This is a genomic window from Pseudoalteromonas sp. S327, assembly GCF_005886415.1.
Taxonomy (GTDB): Bacteria; Pseudomonadota; Gammaproteobacteria; order Enterobacterales; family Alteromonadaceae; genus Pseudoalteromonas; species Pseudoalteromonas atlantica.
In genome coordinates this window covers 139941-160270 of record NZ_PNDP01000016.1, presented here as the reverse complement: position 1 = coordinate 160270, position 20330 = coordinate 139941, and the positions used below count along the sequence as shown (strand labels likewise).

The window sequence follows — 20330 nt, the reverse complement described above, 5'->3', positions numbered from 1 at the left end:
TATTATTTTACAAAAGCATGAAAGCTTACACTTTCATGCTTTTTATTTACCGCAACAATTTAACCTTAAATTTACTTTTTAGAGCAATAAACCACCGACCACGCAATTAATTTCACTTTTTTAGAATTTTTTATTCACTTAACGAATAATAACTATTACTATTCGCACACTTTATGGAATGCGAATAATTATCAATATGAAAAAGTTCAAATACTCTCTTGTTACACTTGCGTGTTTAAACGCATCATTAGCGGTTGCTGCAACAACGGCTGAAAAAGACATTGAGCGCATCAGCGTTTACGAAAAGCAAAACCAAGTTGTAATGAGCTCAGGCCTTGCAACTAAATCAGACATGTCGTTAATGGAAACACCGGCTCCGGTTGTTATTATTGACCGTGAACTTATAGAGTCACAAGGTGTAGATAGCCTACAAGAGCTTGTACGTAATGTAAGTGGTTTAACTCAAGCCGGTAATAACTACGGTATAGGCGACAATTTAGTCATTCGTGGTCTTGATGCTAATTACACTTACGATGGTATGTATGGCGGTGCAGGCTTAGGTAATACATTTAACCCAACTCGTTCACTCACTAATGTTGAGTCGGTAGAAGTACTTAAAGGCCCTGCTACCGGTTTATATGGTATAGGCAGTGCTGGTGGTGTTATAAATCTGATTGAAAAAAAGCCAGAGTTTGAAGAAAAACATAAAATATCTGCCGAACTTGGCCAGTGGGATAGTTATTCACTTGCCTTTGATAGCACCAATGCGATTACCGATGACCTAGCGTATCGCGTAATGGCTAAAACGGCCTCAAGCGATGGCTTTCGTGATTTAAAAGAAGACCGCGACGAAATTTATACCTCGCTTAAATACATACTAAGTGACAAGCAAGATATCATGCTCTCTGCTGCCTATATTAAAGACTCAATTGCAGTAGATTCTATTGGCCACCCTATTCGAATTTATAATGCAGAAACCGCCAATGGTTTAACTGCAGGTGAAGTAACTGGCGCAGATTTAGTAAATGACCCATCTGGTAATGGTGTTCAATTAACTGCGGCTCAACAAACACAATTGGCAGATTCGCTTTCATCAACCGATGGCCTTACCCCGTACGATTTTGGTACTAACGGTATTATCTCTCCTATGGCGGATGATAATGAAGGTGAAGAGCTTCGCTTTAAGCTAACCCATAATTACTTTATTACAGATGATTTATTTTTAAATCAGCAGTTACAGTACCGTAACTACACATCAAGCTTTGCTCGTCAAACTGGCGCGTTTAATTACGTGTATTCAACACGCGATGGCATTATAAATAACGACCCGCGTGCCCCGTTAGTTGAAGACGGTGTGCTTTACCCGTTTGCAGCGCGACGCCAAGAATACCGCCAAGTCGAAGCTGATGAAAAGTCATGGCAGTATTTCTTAGATTTACGCTATGACTTTATGTTAGGCGACGTGGATAACGAATTACTGATTAATGCAAACTACGAAGACAGAGACATTCGCTTTAAACAGTACTCTATTTACGATGCAGACAAAGTTATTTACGACAGCGAAGGAAATGTACTTTACCAAGGCACGCTGCCATATATTTATGATATGCGCTCGCCAAATTGGCCAACAGGTAGTTTTGATGACTACGACCCGCTAAAAACCAGTGACTACAATAAAAAAGTACAAGCGTGGGGCTTAGGTATTCAGCACGTAGGCTATATTACTGAGCAGCTTACAACTCGAGTTGGTGTTGCTTATAATCGCATTAAGCAAACATATGAGCACTATGGTGTAGATGAGCGTTATAGCTCAAGCCGCGCTGAGCCAACGCCTGAAGCAAACACATCAGACAGTGGCTTAACTTATAACTTAGGCGCAACGTATCAGCCTACTGAAAACTTTTCCGTGTTTATTAACCACGCTAAAGGCCGTACTGCCTACAGTGTATTAGGCTCAGTAGCAGGTACAGAGGCCGACCGTGAAGACTCTGAGTCTATCAGTAACGATTTAGGCTTTAGATTTAAAGCATTTGATGATCAGCTTTTAGCATCACTGGTGGTATTTGAAAGCGCGCGTACAAACCTTGAATACACAAACCCACTGTATGAAGCCGGTGTGTCTGGACCTGATGTAGTAGAGAGCTACTACGATGGTGAAGAGCAAACCAAAGGCGTTGAACTCGATTTAAATGCGCACTTAAACGAGCAATGGAAAGTAAATGTAAACGGCGTATACCAAGATGCCCGCGATAAATCTAATCCAAATAGCAGCAGTTACGATACGCGCCAAAAAGGCGTACCGTATGTAACGGCAAGTACGTGGGTTACCTACTACGCCGATATGTTTAACCTACCTGAGGCTGTTAACATAAGTGGCGGTATTACTTTTGTAGATAACAGAAGCACAAACTCTAGCTCGTTTAGTATTCCTGATGGCTATGTACCAAGCTACACGGTGTACGACGCAGCAGTTTCGTACACCACTGATAAGTGGCACATGCAGCTTAATTTAAACAATTTATTTAATAAAAAGTACTACTCTAAAGCCATGTTTTTAGGTGGTATGCCAGGCGAAGAGCGTAATGCAAAACTAAGTTTTAGCTACACACTTTAATAGTTTAGATGTTTAAAAAGCACGGTTTTGTTTTTTCCAAACCGTGCTTTTTTGCTGTAGCTATTTAATTAAATAGTAACAACAATTCGGCCGTTAATTTCACCTTTAAGCATATCATCAAAAATTTCGTTAATATCCTCTAACCGTTTTTCTTCAATAATGGCTTTTATTTTACCTTGAGCTGCAAACTCTAAACATTCTTGTAAATCCTTACGTGTACCAACAATGGAACCGACTACCGAGACGCCATTAAGTACGGTATCAAAAATAGGTAGCGGCATATCCTCTGGAGGTAAACCGACTAATACACACTTACCACCACGGCGTACACTTTTATAAGCTTGTTCAAAACCTGGTTTAGATACAGCGGTACACACAACCGCGTGTGCACCACCTACTTGCTCAAATATTGCTTCACTCGGTATAACATGTTTAAAATCAAGTGTTATATCGGCTCCCAACTCTTTTGCTAGAGCCAATTTAGACTCTCCCGTATCAACAGCTATAACATTAAAGCCCATAGCTTTTGCGTATTGCACGGCTAAATGACCAAGCCCACCTACACCCACAATAGCGACCCAATTGCCCGGTTTTGCGCCTGAAACTTTTAATGCTTTATACGTAGTAACACCTGCACAAAATAATGGTGCAGCCTCAGCAAAACCTAAACCATCAGGAATTTTTATAACGTAATCGCCATGAGCTAAACAATACTCTGCATAACCACCGTCAATTGAGTAGCCTGTATTATGTTGAGATAAACAGAGGGTTTCTTTACCTTCTAAACAAAATTCACAATGTCCGCAGGCACTATAAAGCCATGGTACACCTACTCTATCACCAACTGATAAATGCTTTATGTTACTGCCGACTTCTTCAATAATACCCACACCTTCGTGCCCGGGTACTAACGGCATTTTGGGTTTTACAGGCCAGTCGCCATGACATGCGTGTAAATCGGTGTGGCAAACACCACAAGCCGCTATTTTAACTAACACATCATTAATACCCACCTGTGGTTTAGGAAGGTCTGTTATTTGTAATTTACCTTTATACTGAGTATTTATTGCAGCTTTCATAGTCATTCCATCGCAATTGAAAAAAATAAAAAAAGGATTTATTTATGTATTGTTGTGTGTACAACATACCCCAATATAGATGTGCAAATATTAATCTAAATCATACTTTAGTCTTTAAAATCGATTTATAAAGTAGCTAAAATCTTGCTATCCAAAATCAGCGTGCTAGCATTACTTTCTGAATTTACTGAAACTTAAAAAGCTATGAGTCTATCTGAAAAAAACTTAGCCTTTGTTATGCACTGTGGTGAAATGGGCAGCCGTTGGGGTTTCAATCGTACGATTGGCCAAATGTGCGGTTTACTGATCATCACCAAAGAGCCCATGACCGCAAATGAGATTGCCGATGCGCTAAGTATCTCGCGTGGCAATGTAAGCATGGGAATTAAAGAGCTCCAGTCATGGCAATTAATTAAAGTGCATCATATCCCTGGTGATCGTAAAGAATATTACGCCCCAGCGGGTGAAATTTGGGATATGGCTAATCGCGTATTTGAAGAGCGTAAAAAGCGTGAAATAGACCCTACCCTAAGTTTGCTGCGTGATAACCTTTTAGACGAAGCAAACAACGAAGAAGAGCGCTATGCACAAAAGCAAATGGGCGAAATCCACAACCTACTCGAAACGGTTACTAAGTGGTCTTCAGAGTTACAACGCTTAAGCCCAGAGCAGCTTAATAAGCTAATGAAGCTTGGTTCAGGAATTGGCAAGGTTATCGATTTAAAAGATAAAATATTTAAAAAAGAACATGATTAAACAAATAAAAAAAGCCGCTTAGCGGCTTTTTTTATCTCACAACAGCGTATAAATTATATTTTTGGATAACCAATTCTATCTGATAGATAGCCCACGCTGGTGGCAAAGTAATATGAGCGGTTCCAGTGCATAAACACTTTGTAGTTATCATACGCTAAGTACATACGCCCATTAATGTCATCAGGCATTACCAGTGCAGCGCGTACATCAACATTAGGTAAGTCAGACCCGTCAGCTTTGCGTACACCCAGTGCTTGCCAGTCTGCAAGCGAGCGCTCTGAGTCGTTCCAATATTCTAACCATTGCTTACGTGTTTTAGTGCCACGTTTTAGCACGTATTTACTGTCAAAATTTTCAGGTAATTTTACCTGGCGACCCCAAGTTAGTGAGTCATTCCAACCTTCTTGTTTTAAATAATTGGCAATCGATGCAAATGCATCCTCTTTGGTGGTCCAAATATCTTTACGGCCGTCGTTATTGTAATCAACAGCGTAGGCGTTAAAAGAGGTAGGCATAAACTGAGTTTGCCCCATTGCTCCAGCCCAAGAGCCTTTAAATTTATCAAGCGTAATATGGCCTGACTTTAAAATATCTAATGCTGCCCAAAGCTGGCGCTTATAAAGTGCTTCACGACGACCATCAAAGGCAAGCGTCACTAGCGATGAAATAACATTATGGCCACCTTGTATTGTGCCAAAGTTACTTTCAAGGCCCCATAATGCCACTATAAAGCGTGCTTGTACGCCAAACTCTTTTGCAACTTGTTCAAGTACATCTTTATTTTCTGCGTAGAGTTTACGTGCACGATCTATTTTCCATTGCGGTACACGTTTTGGTAAGTAGGTTTCGAGGGTTTCTTTAACCTCTGGCTGGTTTTTATCAGCCGATACAACTTTTTCTTTGTATGAGGCAGTCGCAAATGCATCGTCTATTAACTTGCTATCGTACCCTTTTGCAATGGCCTCTTGTTTTAAGTCACTTAAATAAGTTTGAAATTCGGCCTGCGTTTTAGCAACTACAGAGCCACTTAAACACACTGAGCATAAAATTACGGCTAACTTTTTAATCACTATCAACTCCGTTTTCTTTTCGTAATTGGCTAAGTAAATTTTCTTCCGGCGGTGGAATTTGCAAATAGTAACCCTTGTCTGGGTCAGCTAACGCTGCTTTTACTGTATCAAGGTCGGCACCGCCTAAATGATCACGCTTTGCTAAATTGATAATCATTACATAAATAGGTTGACCAAACATAGCCAGTAAAGGTTCAGGCACTTTACTAAAATCATCTCTTTTTTCAACAAATAAGAAGGTATCCGCTTTTTTCTTACTTTTATATACCGCAGTGAGCATAATGGCCCTATTTAATCTTGCTTAACATTGCCGCACACTATAACATGAGAGTAATAATAAGTTAGAAAAATTAGATTAGAAATTTCATTAAAGGCCTTATTCAGCCTACGTTTATCTAAAATTAATTTCTAATCAGACAAATCAATTGAGCGTGTATGTCGGAACAAATTTTTGAGCTAAAAGGGAACCTTTTCACGTTGTCAGTATTGCATCTTTATAGCACTGATATCGCCCTTCTAGCAGAACAGTTGTATGTAAAAATAGCCCAAGCTCCTCGTTTTTTTGAAGGAGCGCCTATTGTTGTTAATTTAGAAGAAATTAAAAACAGCTCACTTGATTTTGTACATTTAAAATCTCTCATTGAGCGTATGAGCTTTAATGCTGTAGGTGTTTGTAATGGCTCAGATGAGCAACACACGCAAGCTAAAGCCGCTGGCCTTTCTGTACTAAATTACTCGCAAGATGCTAAAAGTGCACCCGTTAAACAAGAGGCGCCAAATACCTCTATTGTTGAAAAAAACGTGTACCTACCTGCGCAAGTAATTAATGGCACGGTACGCTCAGGGCAGCAAGTTTATGCAAAAGACAGAGACTTAATTGTACTTGGTGCAGTTAGCCATGGTGCAGAAGTAATAGCCGATGGTAATGTGCATATTTATGGCACCTTACGCGGGCGTGCTATTGCAGGTGCAAAAGGGATTAAAGACGCCTGCATTTATTGCCAAAAGCTCGAAGCCGAATTGGTTTCAATTGATGGCAATTACTGGATCAGCGACTCATTACAAGGTGAGCACTGGGGCAATGCAGTACAAATACAACAAAAAAACGAATCATTAGAAATTTCAGCTTTGGTTAAAGGATAAATCTCATGGCAAAAGTAATTGTCGTTACCTCTGGTAAAGGCGGTGTTGGTAAAACAACATCAAGTGCTGCAATAGGCACCGGTTTAGCTTTAAAAGGCTATAAAACAGTTATTATCGATTTTGATATTGGCTTACGTAATCTAGATTTAATTATGGGGTGTGAGCGCCGCGTAGTATACGATTTTGTAAACGTAATAAACGGCGAAGCCAACCTAAATCAAGCGCTTATTAAAGATAAACGCGTTGAAAAATTATTTTTACTACCCGCATCACAAACACGTGATAAAGACGCCCTTACCCGTGAAGGCGTAGAGCGCGTTTTAAACGAACTAAAAGAAGACTTTGACTACATTGTGTGTGATTCACCTGCAGGTATTGAAGCCGGCGCAATGATGGCGATGTACTTTGCTGATGAAGCAATTGTGACAACAAACCCTGAAGTATCTTCGGTTCGAGATTCAGACAGAATTTTAGGTATTTTACACAGCAAATCGAAACGTGCTGAAGAAGGCCTAGAAAATATTAAAGAACACTTATTATTAACACGCTACAACCCTGAGCGAGTTGAAAAAGGTGAAATGTTATCGGTAGAAGATGTTAAAGATATTCTGTCGATTCCTTTACTAGGTGTTATTCCTGAGTCGCAAGCGGTATTGAGTGCGTCTAATTCAGGCCAACCAGTAATACTTGATGGTGATTCAGATGCAGGGCAAGCATACGCTGATGCAATCAATCGCTTACTCGGTGAAACAGTCGATTTTCGATTCTTAGATGTTGAGAAAAAAGGCTTATTTAAACGGATTTTTGGAGGTTAATGTGTCTTTACTTGACTACTTCCGCTCAGAAAAGAAAAATAGCGCGTCATTAGCAAAAGAGCGATTGCAGATCATTGTCGCGCACGAGCGTTCGCAACGCGGAACACCGGATTACTTACCACAATTAAAACAAGATATTTTAGATGTGATCCGTAAGTACGTAAATGTAAACACTGATGCAGTGCAGGTACAGTTTGATCAAAACGAAGATGATTTAGCGGTACTTGAGCTCAACGTGACATTACCTGACGAAGAAAAAAAGTAGCACAACTAAAAGCGGCATTTTAAATGCCGCTTTTTGCTTTACACACTCACTACATGTATGTGGTGCAATATTTTGTGTTTTAAATTTAAAAGTTTACACGTAAACCAAGTAAAAGCTCATGGCTTGCTGCACTGTCAATTTTAAAGCCATCGGTAAATGCATCTTGTCCCGTTTGCACATCATCAAATTCAATGTATTGATACTCTGTGTATAACGACATAGTTTTAGTTATTTGATAGTTAACCCCTGCACCAATATTCCATGTAAATTCAGTTGAATCGTCATCAGCATACGCATCGTAATAGCCATCAACATTTCCATCGAACGCGTCAAAGGCTCTAATGCCTGCAACACCTAATTTTGCAGAATAGCTGTTATCGGCAAGCCCCTAACCCTGCTTTAATATAAGGCGTAAACGCGGTGCTGTTATCAAAATCGTAAAAGCCTTCAATTGTATAAGTGGTGGTCTTTAAATCCCCCTTTAATACATACTACTCACCTTCACGTGCACCCACGCCAACTTTTGTATCGCTATAGTCAGTATCATGATAGCTAATACGCGCCTCTACTCTAAATTGAGGATTGAACTGATAACCTAAACCAATACTGCCTACACTACCCTCACCGGCATCAAATTCAGATGGAAAATCACTATCTACGGCAATATTGTTACCAATGGCTTGAGAGTCATTTGCTTGCGAACTATAGCCAACATGTGCAGTTCCATAAAACCCCTCTGCACTAGCTAAAGTAGGTGTGGTACACGCTAAAGCAATTGCGGCAACTATAGTTTTTTGTAATGTGTTCATTGTTATTCCTGATTTTTTTAACAACCAAATTATTGGGCTGTAAAGCTAATGTTGAATTCGCAGCTAATATAACTTTTCGATTTACAAGCGAATAGATACAATAACGGCGCAATACAATTCCGACTTTCAGAACAATGATTAACTATTTACGACACATGGCTATTTTTGCCAAAGTGGTTGCTGGCGGCTCATTTCGTATTGCAGCTAAGGAGCTTGGCATAGCACCTTCACGTGTTAGCCATGTGTTTCTGACTTAGAACAGTTTTTAGGCGTCACTTTATTACATAGAACAACCCGTAAATTGTCGCTTACCCCTGAAGGTGAAAAATTTTACGCCCACGTAGAAAACATAACAAAACACGCAGAGGCAGGTTTGAACGAAATTAACTCTGTGGGTGATGAGCCTATAGGGTCTTTAAAAATATCGCTGCCCGCCTTTTTAGCAAGCTCCGAAATTTCGGCCGCGATTGCAGAATTTGTGCAAACATACCCAAAAGTGAACTTGTCTCTTAATTACACAGACCAAGTAATAAATATAATGGATGAAGGGCTCGATTTAAGTATTCGAGTTGGCTGGCTAGAAGACAGCTCACTCATGGCGCGTAAAATTGGAGAGAGTAAACGCTTTTTAGTTGCCTCAAGTAAGTACGCGAGTAAGCATCAACCCCCTACGCACCCAAACGATTTAAAACAGTGGGATTGGGTTCATTTTAGTATGCGCGGCAGCACTGTAGATTTTACCTCTCCAAATGGCGAAGTGGTGTGTATTTGTGAAAAGTCGCGCGTAAATGTAAATAGTGCGCTTGCAATAAGTCACTTTGTATCTGAAAACTTGGGGCTAGGCATATTGCCCGAAAACCTAGTAAAAAAACAATTAGCACGAGAAGAGCTCATTCACATTTTACCTAACTGGCAACTCAAGCCGCTTGGTTATTACGCGGTATGGCCAAATAATGCACGCAGAGAAAACCTAACACTATTATTAGTGCGCTTTTTAGCTAAGCGCGGTTTAGTAACCGCAGAGGATTAAGCAAGTACCCCTTAAGTGAATATGTTATTATGGGCCTATTATTTTGCTTTATGCTTGCTATTACTTTGCTATGTTAAATCACGCTTCTTGTTTTACTTTATTTGATTGCTCTGTAGATTCTATACCGCTTCCAGATAAATTTACGTTTCCGTTTTACTACCAGCCTCATCCGTTATCTGTTTTAGCCGCAACACAATTGCAGCAGCAACTTGAAACGCATTTACCGTATAACGAAAATGACAGCAGCAATACAGCAACGAATGATGGCAAAATGTTTGGTGTACTGGTTGTACAAAACCAGCAACAACAACTTGGCTTTTTAGCGGCGTATTCAGGCCAGCTTGAAAATTTAAATACCGATGTAAAATGCGTGCCTAATGTATCTACAATGGCACTGGAAGATGTGGGTTATTTAAAAAAAAGTAAAATAATTAACGACATAAATTCGCAAATACATGCCCTAGAAAATGCAAGTACATTGAATAAATTAACAGCGTCATTAAATGCCGATAAAGCCGCGTTTGAGCAGCAGTTACACGCTCAACAAAGCGTAATGCAAGCCAATAGAAAAACACGTAAAAAGGCGCGCAGTGCACTTGTAATTGAGCACAGCCAAGCAATAACGCCTGAGCAACAAGCAAGCTTGAATGAACTGGCCAAACAAAGCATAGAAGATAAAAAATACTATCAAAGCATAAAAGATCACTGGCATGATAAAATAACTCAGCAACAGCAGGCGCTTAATGCTCTACACGACGAAATAAAACAGTTAAAAAAACGCCGTAAAGTTTTATCTAAAAACTTACAAAAGCAAGTGTTTGCACAGTACCAGTTTTTAAATGCAGAGCATGAAGTTAAAGATCTCAATGCCATATTTGCAGCATTGCCAGAGCATACTCCGCCATCAGGTGCGGGAGATTGCGCTGCACCCAAGCTATTACAATACGCTTATCTTAATAATTTAAAGCCAGTGGCTATGGCTGAGTTTTGGTGGGGGGCCGCACCTAAATCGGCAATACGCCAACATAAAAACTATTACCCTTCTTGCTACAGTAAGTGCCAACCTATTTTATCGCACATGTTAAAAGGCCTCAGCATAGAAGATAACCCGCTACTCGTTAACCCTGCTGAAGGTAAAACGCTGCCGATTGTCTATAAAGATGATGATATTGTTATTGTAAACAAGCCCAGCGAGTTTTTATCTGTACCAGGTGTCAATATTGAAGATTCTGTGTATTTACGTATTCAAACGCAATTTCCGCACGCTACAGGCCCGTTAATTGTGCACAGACTAGATATGTCTACATCAGGTTTATTAGTGGTGGCGCTCAATAAACGAGCCCACAAAGCACTACAAAAGCAATTTATTGCCCGCACTATTGATAAACGTTACATTGCGCTGGTTGATGGTATTGTGCCTAAGGACAGTGGCAAGATAGAGCTGCCATTGCGACTTGATTTTGACGATAAGCCACGCCAGCTTGTTTGTTATAAAAACGGCAAACCCGCACTTACTACATGGCAGGTGCTTGAACGTAAAAACAATATTACACGCCTACAGCTCTACCCTAAAACGGGCCGCACTCACCAATTAAGGGTACACTGCGCTCATCACTTAGGGCTGAATATGCCTATTATTGGTGACACACATTACGGTAAAAAAGCCAACAGGTTACACTTACATGCCGAGTATTTGGCGCTAGATCACCCCATTACACATAAGCGTTTAACGTTCAGCGTAGCGCCCGATTTTTAATACCAATTCGCATAATTAAGTGATCTATTTTGAGGATGAAAAAACGTGTTGATAGCAAGGCAAAAAAATCGCTATTTAGTTGTTCTAAATGAGAATTTTTTAACGCAGATAGCGACACGTTTAGCCCCTAAAAATGATTAAATATTATTGCGAATTGGTATAACATAGCCTGTTAGCTTATAAAGTGGGTTTAATTATCCCACTCTTTAAGTGCCTCTTTAACAAAACTGTAGCGCCAAGAATTAAGTAAATCAGGTTTAATATGATTTACCTTTTGCTCATCGGTGAGTTTCCAATTCCAGCTAATAAGCTGATTAATTTGCTTTTTAGAGGCCATTACATCCTCTGGTATACCCTGCTCTTTTGCCACTTTCGTAATTTTTTGCTTAATATCTTTAGCTACTTTTTTATAAGCCGGAAAATCAATTAAACGTTTAAGCACTGGCGGATGCTCATCAACCGGGAGTGCTTTGGCCTTTTCAATACACTTTAGTATTTCGACTCCAGAGCGGTTTACTTCCATCGACTCAACACCCGGAATTTGTCTTAGCGTATTTAAGCTCGAAGGCCCACGTTTAGCAATTTCCGTCATGTTGTGCTCTTTAAGCACAAAGTTAAGCGCTAAATTTTTACGAATAGCTTTATTACGACGCCATACAGCTAATTCTTTTAATACCGCGAGCTCGTGCGGTTTTAGTTGCCATGCGTTTTTTATATCTTTGTAAAGCAGCTCATCTGGGGTTTGAAAGGCGCGTTTATTTGCAATTAACTCGCTCTCATTTATTACAATATCAAATAACTCAGCTTTATTTATACGCTCAATTATTAGTTCAAAACAAGGCAGTAAATGAAACGTATCAGCGGCTGCATAATCGAGCTGCTTTTTAGTTAATGGGCGCTGTAGCCAATTAGTTCGCGATTCACTTTTGTCTATTTCTATGCCTAATAGCTCTTTTACCATTAGCGCAAAGCCCATACAGTTGCCTTCGCCTAAAAGCTGAAGAGCAAATTGTGTATCAAACAATGGAGCAGGTACAAAGCCTGCATATTTTTGAAATACTTCAATATCTTCTGAGGGTGAATGCAACACTTTCAGTACTGATGGATCTTGTAATATTTGCCAAAATTCAAATAACGAGAGTTCGGCAAGTGGATCTATAAGGGCGAGATGCTCACCATCATATACTTGAATAAGTGCAACTTCAGGGTACAAAGTACGGCGGCGCATAAACTCTGTGTCTATGGCTAAAATAGGCTTGTTTTTTATTTGCTCAACAAAGGTGTTGAGTTGATTTTGTGTTTCGATCAATTGGTATTGCACTTAATCTCCTACAATAAAAAAGCCGGCTAATGCCGGCTTTTTTATAGTTTACTAATCTTTTAGGGCTCTTCTGAGAATTTTACCTACATTTGTTTTAGGTAACTCATCCTTAAACTCAACGAGTTTAGGCACCTTGTAATTAGTTAAATTATCACGACAGTGATTTATTATATCTTTTTCAGTTAAAGAAGGGTCTTTTTTAACAACAAAAACTTTAACTTGTTCGCCACTTACATCGTGCGGGATACCAATAGCCGCGACTTCTAGTACGCCGTCGTGCATGGCAACCACTTCTTCTATCTCATTTGGGAACACATTAAAGCCCGATACAATGATCATGTCTTTTTTGCGGTCAACAATATAGAAGAAACCTTCATCGTCGTATGTGGCAATATCGCCGGTAGCAAACCAGCCACCTTGCAAACATTCTGCGGTTGCATCTGGGCGGTTATAGTAACCTAGCATAACTTGTGGGCCTTTAACCCATAGCTCACCGGGTTCACCTTTTGCCGCTTCTTCTCCGTTTTCAAGCATTAGCTTAATTTCGGTATTAGGAGCAGGTAAACCAATAGAGCCATTATAAGCTTCTAAATCGTACGGGCTTACAGTTACAAGCGGTGCACACTCAGTTAAACCGTAACCTTCCATTAATTTAGAATTAGTCACTTTTTGCCATTTTTCAGCTACAGGACGTTGTACCGCCATACCGCCACCTAATGACATTTTTAAATGACTAAAATCAAGCTCTGCAAACCCTGGTGTATTAAGTAACCCGTTAAACAGGGTATTTACACCGGTAATAGCAGTAAATTTATGCTGATTAAGCTCTTTAACAAAAGCCGGCATGTCACGTGGGTTTGTAATTAATACATTCAAGCCACCGTATTTCATAAACGTTAAGCAGTTAGCCGTTAACGCAAATATATGATAAAGCGGTAATGCAGTTACAACAACTTCAGTACCACGGTCTAATACTTTATCTAAACAGCCCGATACTTGCTCAAGGTTACCAACCATGTTGCCATGACTTAACATCGCCCCTTTAGATACGCCGGTTGTACCACCTGTGTATTGTAAGAAGGCCAGATCAGATAAGCTCATTTCTGGACGCGTATACTTTGCAGGGTCACCTGCTAACACATCTGAAAACTTAATTGTATTTGGTAGGCTGTAGCTAGGTACCATTTTTTTTATGTATTTAACCACAAAATTAACGATATGCTTTTTAATACCACCCACCATGTCGCCCACTTGGGTAACAACAATGTGTTTTACATCAGTTTTTGCAAGTGCTTTTTCAAGCGTGTCTGCAAAATTAGCCAATATAAAAATAGCTGACGCGTCAGAGTCTTTTAATTGATGCTCAAGCTCTCGTACTGTGTAAAGTGGGTTTACGTTAACCACCACACAACCTGCACGTAAAATACCTAAAATAGCGATAGGCGTTTGTAACAAGTTAGGCATCATTACGGCAACTTTGTCGCCTTTTTTAAGACCTAAATCATTTTGAATATACGAGGCAACACGTTGTGTCGCTGTATCTATTTCATCATACGATAATGTTTTACCCATATTCGTAAATGCAGGTAAATCTTTGTAATCGGTAAAACTTTTTTCGAACACTTCGAGTAACGAGTTGTAATGCTCAGGATCGATTGTTTCAGGCATACCTTCTGGGTAGCGCTTAAGCCAGATTTTTTCCACTCTTAGCCCCTGTTTATAATTATATTTTTATTAACCTTAATCTAAGTAAGGCACTTTAACAATTGAGCAAATACTCTAATGCAGGAATAATCCCACATTTGGCGCTAATTTACAATTAACATGCACCATTTTGCAGCATAAAGGCTTGAATATGCTCAAAACATAACCCACTGCTTTGCATATGGCAATGATGCCCGCCATCTACATTAATTACCTTCAAGTTGTTGTAATAGCTAATATACTTGGCCAAATTTTGTTTTACAAACGAATAACCTTGGTTACCTAAAATTAATTGGCTTGGTGCAATTAATTGTTTTATTGCACCAATACATTGCGCTTCATCAAACCTAAAACCTGAGTGATTTTTAAGCTTAGGGTCTGTTGTTAACTCATACCCTAGTTCACTTTGCTTAATATTACGACTCATCAATAAGGTGATCAGTTCGTTATTTAAATCTGTTGTATTTGCACGTGCTTCGATAATCGCTGATTGCGATTTATAAACGCGCTTTTTTTTGTTGAAGGCGCGCTCTCTGTTCAGTATCGCCCCTTTTAATTGCTCACATACTTCATCACTGGGGGTTGTAACACAGCCAATCCCTTCAATAAAGGTAACTGAATGCACATACTCACTAAAACAACTAGCAAATAAACCAGCCACCATTGCGCCCATTGAATGGCCGACTAAATGTACCTTTTTTGCCCCTAAGCTCTTTATAAGTTGGTACACATCGTCAATATAATCAACAAAATAATAATGAGCGTCCTGTGCACGCCAATCAGATAGCCCATGCCCAGCAAAGTCAACACAATACCAAGTATGCTGCGGATTAACTTTATCTAGCATAGGTGTAAAACTATTACTGTTATCTAGCCACCCATGCAAGGCTATAACCAGCTCATCGCCAGTGCCTTTTTGTAAGCCACGCAATGTTATATTTCTTGTTTTTATTTCAAATGGCTGCAACAGACACCTCTTTTTAACGTGCGACATTATTTATAACATACTAGTTGTCAGACCTCTAATACCAAAAGTTTTTATATTTTTTATATTTATAAAGACCACTTTATTTGTAAGGTTAACTTTTGAATTTTAATTATGTATTTAATTTCAACAGCTTAAAATATTTTAAGTTTCATTAATTCAATAAATAATTACAAACAGAGCTTAAATACTCTTCAGGTAGGTAATGTATACCACTATATTCATTACACTATAATTAACATAAGCTAAAAAAATGGCTGTATTGTTTTAGTGACAATTAGCCAAACCTGTTTATATACTTTACTTTTTATTCTTACTTCATTTCATTATTATACGAGGGCGTATTGAACTTTGTGGATTGAAACTTGTTCAATCTACGGGCGGTTAAATCCTGGTACGAGGTTTGTAACCTTGTGGGCTGAGTAAAAACCTAGCAAAAAATTTAATCGCCTTAGAAAGAATTTCTGGGCAGCGCATGTTTGGTATTTATGCTGCAAATTCAACACGCCGTAACCATATACAATTGTGGTGCTATTTAAACAGCACATTCATAGGGATAAAAATGAAAAACCAACTTAGCTTATTAGCGCTTTTATGTGCATCTACCAGTGTTTATGCAAGCGATGCACCTAAAAATGTAATTTATATGATTGGTGACGGGATGGGTCCTGCCTATACAACCGCTTATCGTTATTTTAAAGATGATCCAACCACCAAGCAGATTGAAACAACCGTATTTGATACTATTTTAACAGGCATGGCGCGTACTTACCCTGACGATCACACTTATGTTACCGACAGTGCTGCAGGTGCAACCGCACTGAGTAGCGGCCACAAAAGTTATAATGGTGCCATTGCAGTCGATACAGACAAAAAGCCCGTTAAAACCATGCTAGAAATAGCAAAAGAACGCGGTATGACAACGGCATTAGTAGCTACCTCGCAAATTAACCATGCCACCCCAGCTAGTTTTGCTACACATAACGAATCACGTCGAAATTACGATGCCATTGCTAATGAATACATAGATAACAAAATTGCCGGTAAATTCCCTGTTGATTTAATGCTAGGGGGCGGTACGCAGTATTTTATTAGAGAAGACCGTAACCTCGTTGATGAATTTAAAGCAGCTGGTTATCAATATAGCGATGATATAAAAAACCTTGGTCAGATCACACAAGTACCGGCACTTGGCTTATACGCCCCAATGGGCCTACCGTTTGCGCTTGATGCTAATTCAAACCACTTAACGCAACTAACAGCTAAAGCATTTGATTTACTCGACGGCCAAAATAAAGACGGCTTTTTTGTAATGATTGAAGGCAGCCAAATTGATTGGTGTGGACATGCTAACGATGTAGCCTGTGCCATGGCTGAAATGGATGACTTTGCACAGTCGATTGAAAAAGCAAAAGCCTATATTGATAAAAACCCTGATACTTTATTAGTGGTTACTGCAGATCATTCAACTGGTGGGTTAACCCTCGGTGCGCACGGACAATATAAGTGGGATACAGAAGTTATTAAAGGCGTTAAAGCAACAGCCGTTGAGCTGACAAAGCAATTACTCGCTGCTGATGACCTAGAGCCTATTTGGCGCGCCAACACAGGTATTGAATATACACCGGCTAATAAAGTAAAACTTGAACAAGCGAAAAAAATGGGCGAAACAGCGCTTAATTTAGCCATTAAAAGTATTATTAGTGACGCCAGCTTTACTGGTTGGACAACAGGCGGACACACCGCTGTAGATGTACAAGTATTTGCCTACGGTAAAGGCAGTGAAAACTTTAACGGTGCTCAAAATAATACAGATATTGCCGATAAACTAATTGGCTTTATTAAACAGTAGCCATAAGCTTACGCAAAAAGCCCGAACCTGTGTTCGGGCTTTTTATTTTTTACTGTTACTGGGGCTAAGCGTATATATCGACGCCTATTAAATCTTGTACTTCGGCGCGACGCTCTAAATTTGCAAATTCAGTATATGTTGAAATTGCTTTACTCACCGTTGGGCTTGGTTGGTCATAAATAGTTTGGCTGTACTTTGCGTTACTAGTGCTTTGACTAAAGTATTGATTAGCAAGCTCTACACCCGCTTTACTAGTTTTTACATAATCTGTGTTTATTTTTTGAGTGGCGCTATCATCCGCTAAACCTTGTGGTTTAGAGGGTATAATTTTTGTAGAGGTAACCTTTGCAGGAATATCCCCAGTAAAAAAACCAGCGCCAATTGGCAAAGTCATAGATAACTTCCAACAATAAACATATTAAAAATTATGATTTAAAAACACCCAATTTGCAACTCTTGTGCTTATTCGCGACCCGGTAGTTTTTTCCATGTTACTGTATCGCGCACATATTTAGGTTGCGCATCACTTGCTTTAACAACCTCGCCCTTTAAAAAGGCCGTGTCTACATGGCTAAGCATATAGCGAGCATCTGGCAAAGTAATGACTGTATTTATGGTTATATTGCTAACGTTTTTAAGTGCATCAGGGTAACTTTTAAATCCCGTGCCAACGGCAATCGCGTGTAACTCTTCACTGCTTATGTGCTCTTTGCTTAATAAATCAGGTTTTATAACACACTCTTCATTTACTAACTCCATGCGTGCGTTATTTACTCGGTATTGGGCAAAATAAATTTCTCCCATGCGCGCATCTATAGCTGAATACACTACTGGTGCCTGCGTTTGTTCGTACGCTTGCTGGGCCATAATTGCCAAGGTTGATACGCCCACTAATGGTAAATTGGCTGAATAAGCTAACCCTTGTGCAATAGCAACACTAATGCGTACACCGGTAAAGCTACCTGGCCCTTGGCCAAAGCCAATAACGTCTAAGTCTTTTAATTTACACTGTGCTTTATTAAGAAGCTCATCAACTAAAGGGAGTATTTTTTGACTATGTTGCTGTGGGCATTCTTCAAAATGATGAAATGTTTGCCCCTCAAAGTGTAAAACTATAGATAACGCTTCGGTTGAGGCGTCTAGGGCAAGAATATTACTTTTAATCATTTTAGTACTCTAGTTAATGTGTTTTAAAAATGTGTTTGCATCTTCTAAGCTTCGCGTGCGGCGCATCGGCGGTAAGCTTTTTAAAAATACTTGGCCATATTGGCGCGTTACTAATCGGTTGTCGCAAATAACCAGCACGCCTTTATCTTTGTTATCTCGTATTAAACGCCCCACGCCCTGCTTGAGCGCAATAACAGCTTGCGGTAACTGTATATGAGCAAACGGGTCTTTGCCTTGCATTTGGCAATCTTGCATTTTGGCTTGCAGTAATGGGTCATCCGGTGCTGCAAAAGGTAACTTGTCGATAATAACACAGCTTAGCGTGCTACCACGTACATCAACCCCTTCCCAGAACGAGGCAGTACCTAACAATACCGCATTACCATGGCGCGTAAATTTTTCCAGTATTATACGCTTAGACATTTGCCCTTGCATATAAACTGGGTAGTCCATTTGTGTGGTTAACCCCTCAGCCACCAAATGCATCATTCGGTAACTTGTAAACAGCACAAAGCAACGCCCTTTAGCCGATTTAATCAGCTCTAGGGTTAATTTTATAATTGCATGAGGCATGTTCTCTGCGTGCGATTCAGGCAAATATCGTGGTAAGCATAAAAGCGCCTGATTAGGATAATCAAAGGGGCTATCAACCATCATACTTTGCGCAGGAGTAATACCTAAGCTTGCATTAAAGTGATCGAGCTTATTATCAACCGATAACGTGGCTGAGGTAAATACAAACCCTGCGCCGGTGTCTTTCATCATTTGAGCAAATTTAGCGGAGACATTAAGTGGCGTAATATTAACCGTTAAATAGCGCCGCGTGGTTTCGTACCAATAGCTAAAGCCCGTTTGTGCGGTATCAAAAACACGCTCTAACTGACCTTTAAACGCTAAAGTGCGCTCAAACGGATGCTCTATTTTATCACTGCGCTCTAGGCACAGTTTTAATACCTGATAAACAAAGTCTAAATCGCTAATTACCCGATGCAGCGCCGCGCAAATTAATTTATCACTGAGCTTTTCGCGCCAATCACCTCGGCTACCATCTACACCAAACTGTAAACGTAAATCAGCCACACTGGTTTCTAGCTTATTAAGGCTTTTGCCAAGTTGCAGCATATCGGGAATTTCTGCACGGTAAATAGCGCGTAAATCGTTAATTAAATCCACCAGCTTTTTAGTGCTAATACTTTCACCAAAGTAGTCACTGGCAATTTCGCTAAGCTGGTGTGCTTCGTCAAAAATATAAGCGTCGGCAGTGGGCATAAGTTCGGCAAAACCGGAGTCTTTTACTGCCATATCAGCAAAAAATAAATGATGGTTTATAACCACTACATCCGCTTCGGCTGCATTCAAACGCGCTTTGCGTATATAACATGATTGAAAGTCTGGACACTCTTTGCCTAAACAATTATCGGCTGTCGAATTAACATAGGGCAGTACCTTGGCGTCTTCTTCAATACCAATACAGTCAGCTAAATCACCCGAGTGTGTTTCACTGGCAAATTTTGCAACCATAGCAAGTTGATGCATTACATCAGGATCGTCTGTTGGTACATGGGCTACATGTTGGTTTAGCCTATAAGTACACAGATAATTAGCGCGCCCTTTTAATAATGCGGTTTTTTTAGATGCATTAAGTGCTTTTACTAGCTGAGGTAAATCGCGGTGGTATAACTGCTCTTGCAAGGCCTTAGAGCCTGTAGAGATAATTGTTTTACCTTTAGATTTAAGGGCAGGCGCTAAATAGGCAAACGTTTTACCTGTACCAGTGCCCGCTTCAACCACTAACTGCGTGCTATTTTTTAATGCATCGTTAACGGCAACGGCCATATCAATTTGAGGTTGGCGAGGCGTGTATCCATCTAAAGATAACGCTAACGGCCCGGTTGCACTAAACAGCTGTTTGATAATACCAGTCACTTTACAAAAAATAATAGCGAGATTTTACGTAAGCCTGG

20 protein-coding genes and 1 pseudogene are annotated in these 20330 nt (G+C 39.8%); 9 read left to right on the top strand and 12 right to left on the bottom strand.

The window, feature by feature from the left end:
* Nucleotides 1-196 precede the first annotated feature (196 nt).
* Nucleotides 197-2614 (top strand): TonB-dependent receptor, encoded by a 2418-nt coding sequence (locus CWB60_RS06785; protein WP_138577165.1) that lies wholly within the window; start codon nucleotides 197-199, stop codon nucleotides 2612-2614.
* A gap of 68 nt (nucleotides 2615-2682) precedes the next feature.
* Here the strand turns inward: CWB60_RS06785 and adhP are convergent, their stop codons facing one another.
* Nucleotides 2683-3693 (bottom strand): alcohol dehydrogenase AdhP, encoded by a 1011-nt coding sequence (gene adhP / locus CWB60_RS06780; RefSeq protein WP_138577167.1) that lies wholly within the window; start codon nucleotides 3691-3693, stop codon nucleotides 2683-2685.
* A 204-nt stretch (nucleotides 3694-3897) separates the two neighbouring features.
* On the opposite strand from adhP, the gene CWB60_RS06775 reads away from it, so the two are divergent.
* Nucleotides 3898-4449, top strand: a complete 552-nt coding sequence (locus tag CWB60_RS06775) for a GbsR/MarR family transcriptional regulator (protein WP_004586357.1) — start codon at nucleotides 3898-3900, stop codon at nucleotides 4447-4449.
* 53 nt (nucleotides 4450-4502) lie between these two features.
* Here CWB60_RS06775 and CWB60_RS06770 read toward each other — a convergent pair whose 3' ends face one another.
* Together CWB60_RS06770 and CWB60_RS06765 are read right to left on the bottom strand one after the other, a co-directional pair.
* Entirely contained in the window at nucleotides 4503-5519 is a 1017-nt protein-coding gene (locus CWB60_RS06770) for a lytic murein transglycosylase (RefSeq protein WP_004586358.1), read from the bottom strand.
* Entirely contained in the window at nucleotides 5512-5799 is a 288-nt protein-coding gene (locus CWB60_RS06765; protein WP_064387256.1) for a YcgL domain-containing protein, read from the bottom strand. The genes CWB60_RS06770 and CWB60_RS06765 overlap by 8 nt, the downstream gene beginning before the upstream one ends.
* 155 nt (nucleotides 5800-5954) lie before the next feature.
* Here CWB60_RS06765 and minC point away from each other — a divergent pair, with 155 nt between their 5' ends.
* Genes minC through minE form a run of 3 tightly spaced genes read left to right on the top strand, consistent with a single transcriptional unit; the run spans nucleotide 5955 to nucleotide 7742 of the window.
* Nucleotides 5955-6662 carry a septum site-determining protein MinC gene (minC, locus tag CWB60_RS06760; protein WP_004586360.1) on the top strand — a complete coding sequence of 236 codons (708 nt, stop codon included), beginning with the start codon at nucleotides 5955-5957 and terminating at the stop codon, nucleotides 6660-6662.
* A gap of 5 nt (nucleotides 6663-6667) precedes the next feature.
* Entirely contained in the window at nucleotides 6668-7477 is an 810-nt protein-coding gene (minD, locus tag CWB60_RS06755; protein WP_024031716.1) for a septum site-determining protein MinD, read from the top strand.
* A 1-nt stretch (nucleotide 7478) separates the two neighbouring features.
* Complete coding sequence (minE, locus tag CWB60_RS06750) at nucleotides 7479-7742, top strand: cell division topological specificity factor MinE (RefSeq protein WP_004586362.1); 264 nt, start codon at nucleotides 7479-7481, stop codon at nucleotides 7740-7742.
* 85 nt (nucleotides 7743-7827) lie between these two features.
* Here minE and CWB60_RS21170 read toward each other — a convergent pair whose 3' ends face one another.
* The 3 genes and pseudogenes from CWB60_RS21170 to CWB60_RS20940 all read right to left on the bottom strand — a co-directional run bounded on the left by CWB60_RS21170 (nucleotide 7828) and on the right by CWB60_RS20940 (nucleotide 8551).
* On the bottom strand, nucleotides 7828-7962 hold the full coding sequence (locus CWB60_RS21170; RefSeq protein ID WP_417655228.1) for a hypothetical protein: 135 nt from the start codon (nucleotides 7960-7962) through the stop codon (nucleotides 7828-7830).
* 3 nt (nucleotides 7963-7965) lie between these two features.
* Nucleotides 7966-8085 (bottom strand): annotated as a pseudogene (locus tag CWB60_RS21165) (outer membrane protein); the annotation flags it as partial.
* 148 nt (nucleotides 8086-8233) lie between these two features.
* A complete protein-coding gene (locus tag CWB60_RS20940; RefSeq protein WP_249318351.1) occupies nucleotides 8234-8551 on the bottom strand; it encodes an outer membrane beta-barrel protein in 318 nt (105 codons plus the stop codon).
* Between the two features lie 134 nt (nucleotides 8552-8685).
* Between CWB60_RS20940 and CWB60_RS20935 the strand changes: the two genes are divergently transcribed.
* From CWB60_RS20935 to CWB60_RS06735, 3 genes are all read left to right on the top strand, one after another.
* Nucleotides 8686-8808: a helix-turn-helix domain-containing protein gene (locus tag CWB60_RS20935; RefSeq protein WP_273606172.1), complete on the top strand. Its 123-nt coding sequence runs from the start codon at nucleotides 8686-8688 to the stop codon at nucleotides 8806-8808.
* A 44-nt stretch (nucleotides 8809-8852) separates the two neighbouring features.
* Nucleotides 8853-9581: a substrate binding domain-containing protein gene (locus tag CWB60_RS06740; RefSeq protein WP_249318349.1), complete on the top strand. Its 729-nt coding sequence runs from the start codon at nucleotides 8853-8855 to the stop codon at nucleotides 9579-9581.
* 70 nt (nucleotides 9582-9651) lie between these two features.
* Nucleotides 9652-11337, top strand: a complete 1686-nt coding sequence (locus CWB60_RS06735) for a pseudouridine synthase (RefSeq protein WP_138577169.1) — start codon at nucleotides 9652-9654, stop codon at nucleotides 11335-11337.
* 190 nt (nucleotides 11338-11527) lie between these two features.
* Here the strand turns inward: CWB60_RS06735 and rnd are convergent, their stop codons facing one another.
* From rnd to CWB60_RS06715, 3 genes are all read right to left on the bottom strand, one after another.
* Nucleotides 11528-12658, bottom strand: coding sequence for a ribonuclease D (gene rnd / locus CWB60_RS06725; RefSeq protein WP_138577171.1), 1131 nt, complete (start codon nucleotides 12656-12658; stop codon nucleotides 11528-11530).
* Between the two features lie 51 nt (nucleotides 12659-12709).
* A complete protein-coding gene (gene fadD, locus CWB60_RS06720; RefSeq protein WP_138577173.1) occupies nucleotides 12710-14362 on the bottom strand; it encodes a long-chain-fatty-acid--CoA ligase FadD in 1653 nt (550 codons plus the stop codon).
* A 115-nt stretch (nucleotides 14363-14477) separates the two neighbouring features.
* Nucleotides 14478-15329: an alpha/beta hydrolase gene (locus CWB60_RS06715; RefSeq protein ID WP_138577175.1), complete on the bottom strand. Its 852-nt coding sequence runs from the start codon at nucleotides 15327-15329 to the stop codon at nucleotides 14478-14480.
* Between the two features lie 580 nt (nucleotides 15330-15909).
* On the opposite strand from CWB60_RS06715, the gene CWB60_RS06710 reads away from it, so the two are divergent.
* A complete protein-coding gene (locus CWB60_RS06710) occupies nucleotides 15910-17199 on the top strand; it encodes an alkaline phosphatase (protein ID WP_138577177.1) in 1290 nt (429 codons plus the stop codon).
* A 64-nt stretch (nucleotides 17200-17263) separates the two neighbouring features.
* Here the strand turns inward: CWB60_RS06710 and CWB60_RS06705 are convergent, their stop codons facing one another.
* The 3 genes from CWB60_RS06705 to yoaA form a co-directional block, all read right to left on the bottom strand.
* A complete protein-coding gene (locus tag CWB60_RS06705; RefSeq protein ID WP_138577179.1) occupies nucleotides 17264-17593 on the bottom strand; it encodes a hypothetical protein in 330 nt (109 codons plus the stop codon).
* 68 nt (nucleotides 17594-17661) lie between these two features.
* Nucleotides 17662-18366: a tRNA (adenosine(37)-N6)-threonylcarbamoyltransferase complex dimerization subunit type 1 TsaB gene (gene tsaB / locus CWB60_RS06700; protein WP_138577181.1), complete on the bottom strand. Its 705-nt coding sequence runs from the start codon at nucleotides 18364-18366 to the stop codon at nucleotides 17662-17664.
* Between the two features lie 9 nt (nucleotides 18367-18375).
* On the bottom strand, nucleotides 18376-20292 hold the full coding sequence (gene yoaA, locus CWB60_RS06695) for a DNA repair helicase YoaA (protein WP_029772969.1): 1917 nt from the start codon (nucleotides 20290-20292) through the stop codon (nucleotides 18376-18378).
* Between the last annotated feature and the right edge of the window lie 38 nt (nucleotides 20293-20330).

Excerpts from the sequence above, each read along its gene's own strand:
- CWB60_RS06785 (WP_138577165.1), top strand. The coding sequence starts at position 197 with ATGAAAAAGTTCAAATACTCTCTTGTTACACTTGCGTGTTTAAACGCA.
- adhP (WP_138577167.1), bottom strand. The coding sequence starts at position 3,693 with ATGAAAGCTGCAATAAATACTCAGTATAAAGGTAAATTACAAATAACA.
- CWB60_RS06775 (WP_004586357.1), top strand. The coding sequence starts at position 3,898 with ATGAGTCTATCTGAAAAAAACTTAGCCTTTGTTATGCACTGTGGTGAA.
- CWB60_RS06765 (WP_064387256.1), bottom strand. The coding sequence starts at position 5,799 with ATGCTCACTGCGGTATATAAAAGTAAGAAAAAAGCGGATACCTTCTTA.
- minC (WP_004586360.1), top strand. The coding sequence starts at position 5,955 with ATGTCGGAACAAATTTTTGAGCTAAAAGGGAACCTTTTCACGTTGTCA.
- minD (WP_024031716.1), top strand. The coding sequence starts at position 6,668 with ATGGCAAAAGTAATTGTCGTTACCTCTGGTAAAGGCGGTGTTGGTAAA.
- CWB60_RS21170 (WP_417655228.1), bottom strand. The coding sequence starts at position 7,962 with ATGTCGTTATACACAGAGTATCAATACATTGAATTTGATGATGTGCAA.
- CWB60_RS20940 (WP_249318351.1), bottom strand. The coding sequence starts at position 8,551 with ATGAACACATTACAAAAAACTATAGTTGCCGCAATTGCTTTAGCGTGT.
- CWB60_RS20935 (WP_273606172.1), top strand. The coding sequence starts at position 8,686 with ATGATTAACTATTTACGACACATGGCTATTTTTGCCAAAGTGGTTGCT.
- CWB60_RS06735 (WP_138577169.1), top strand. The coding sequence starts at position 9,652 with ATGTTAAATCACGCTTCTTGTTTTACTTTATTTGATTGCTCTGTAGAT.
- CWB60_RS06710 (WP_138577177.1), top strand. The coding sequence starts at position 15,910 with ATGAAAAACCAACTTAGCTTATTAGCGCTTTTATGTGCATCTACCAGT.
- CWB60_RS06705 (WP_138577179.1), bottom strand. The coding sequence starts at position 17,593 with ATGACTTTGCCAATTGGCGCTGGTTTTTTTACTGGGGATATTCCTGCA.
- tsaB (WP_138577181.1), bottom strand. The coding sequence starts at position 18,366 with ATGATTAAAAGTAATATTCTTGCCCTAGACGCCTCAACCGAAGCGTTA.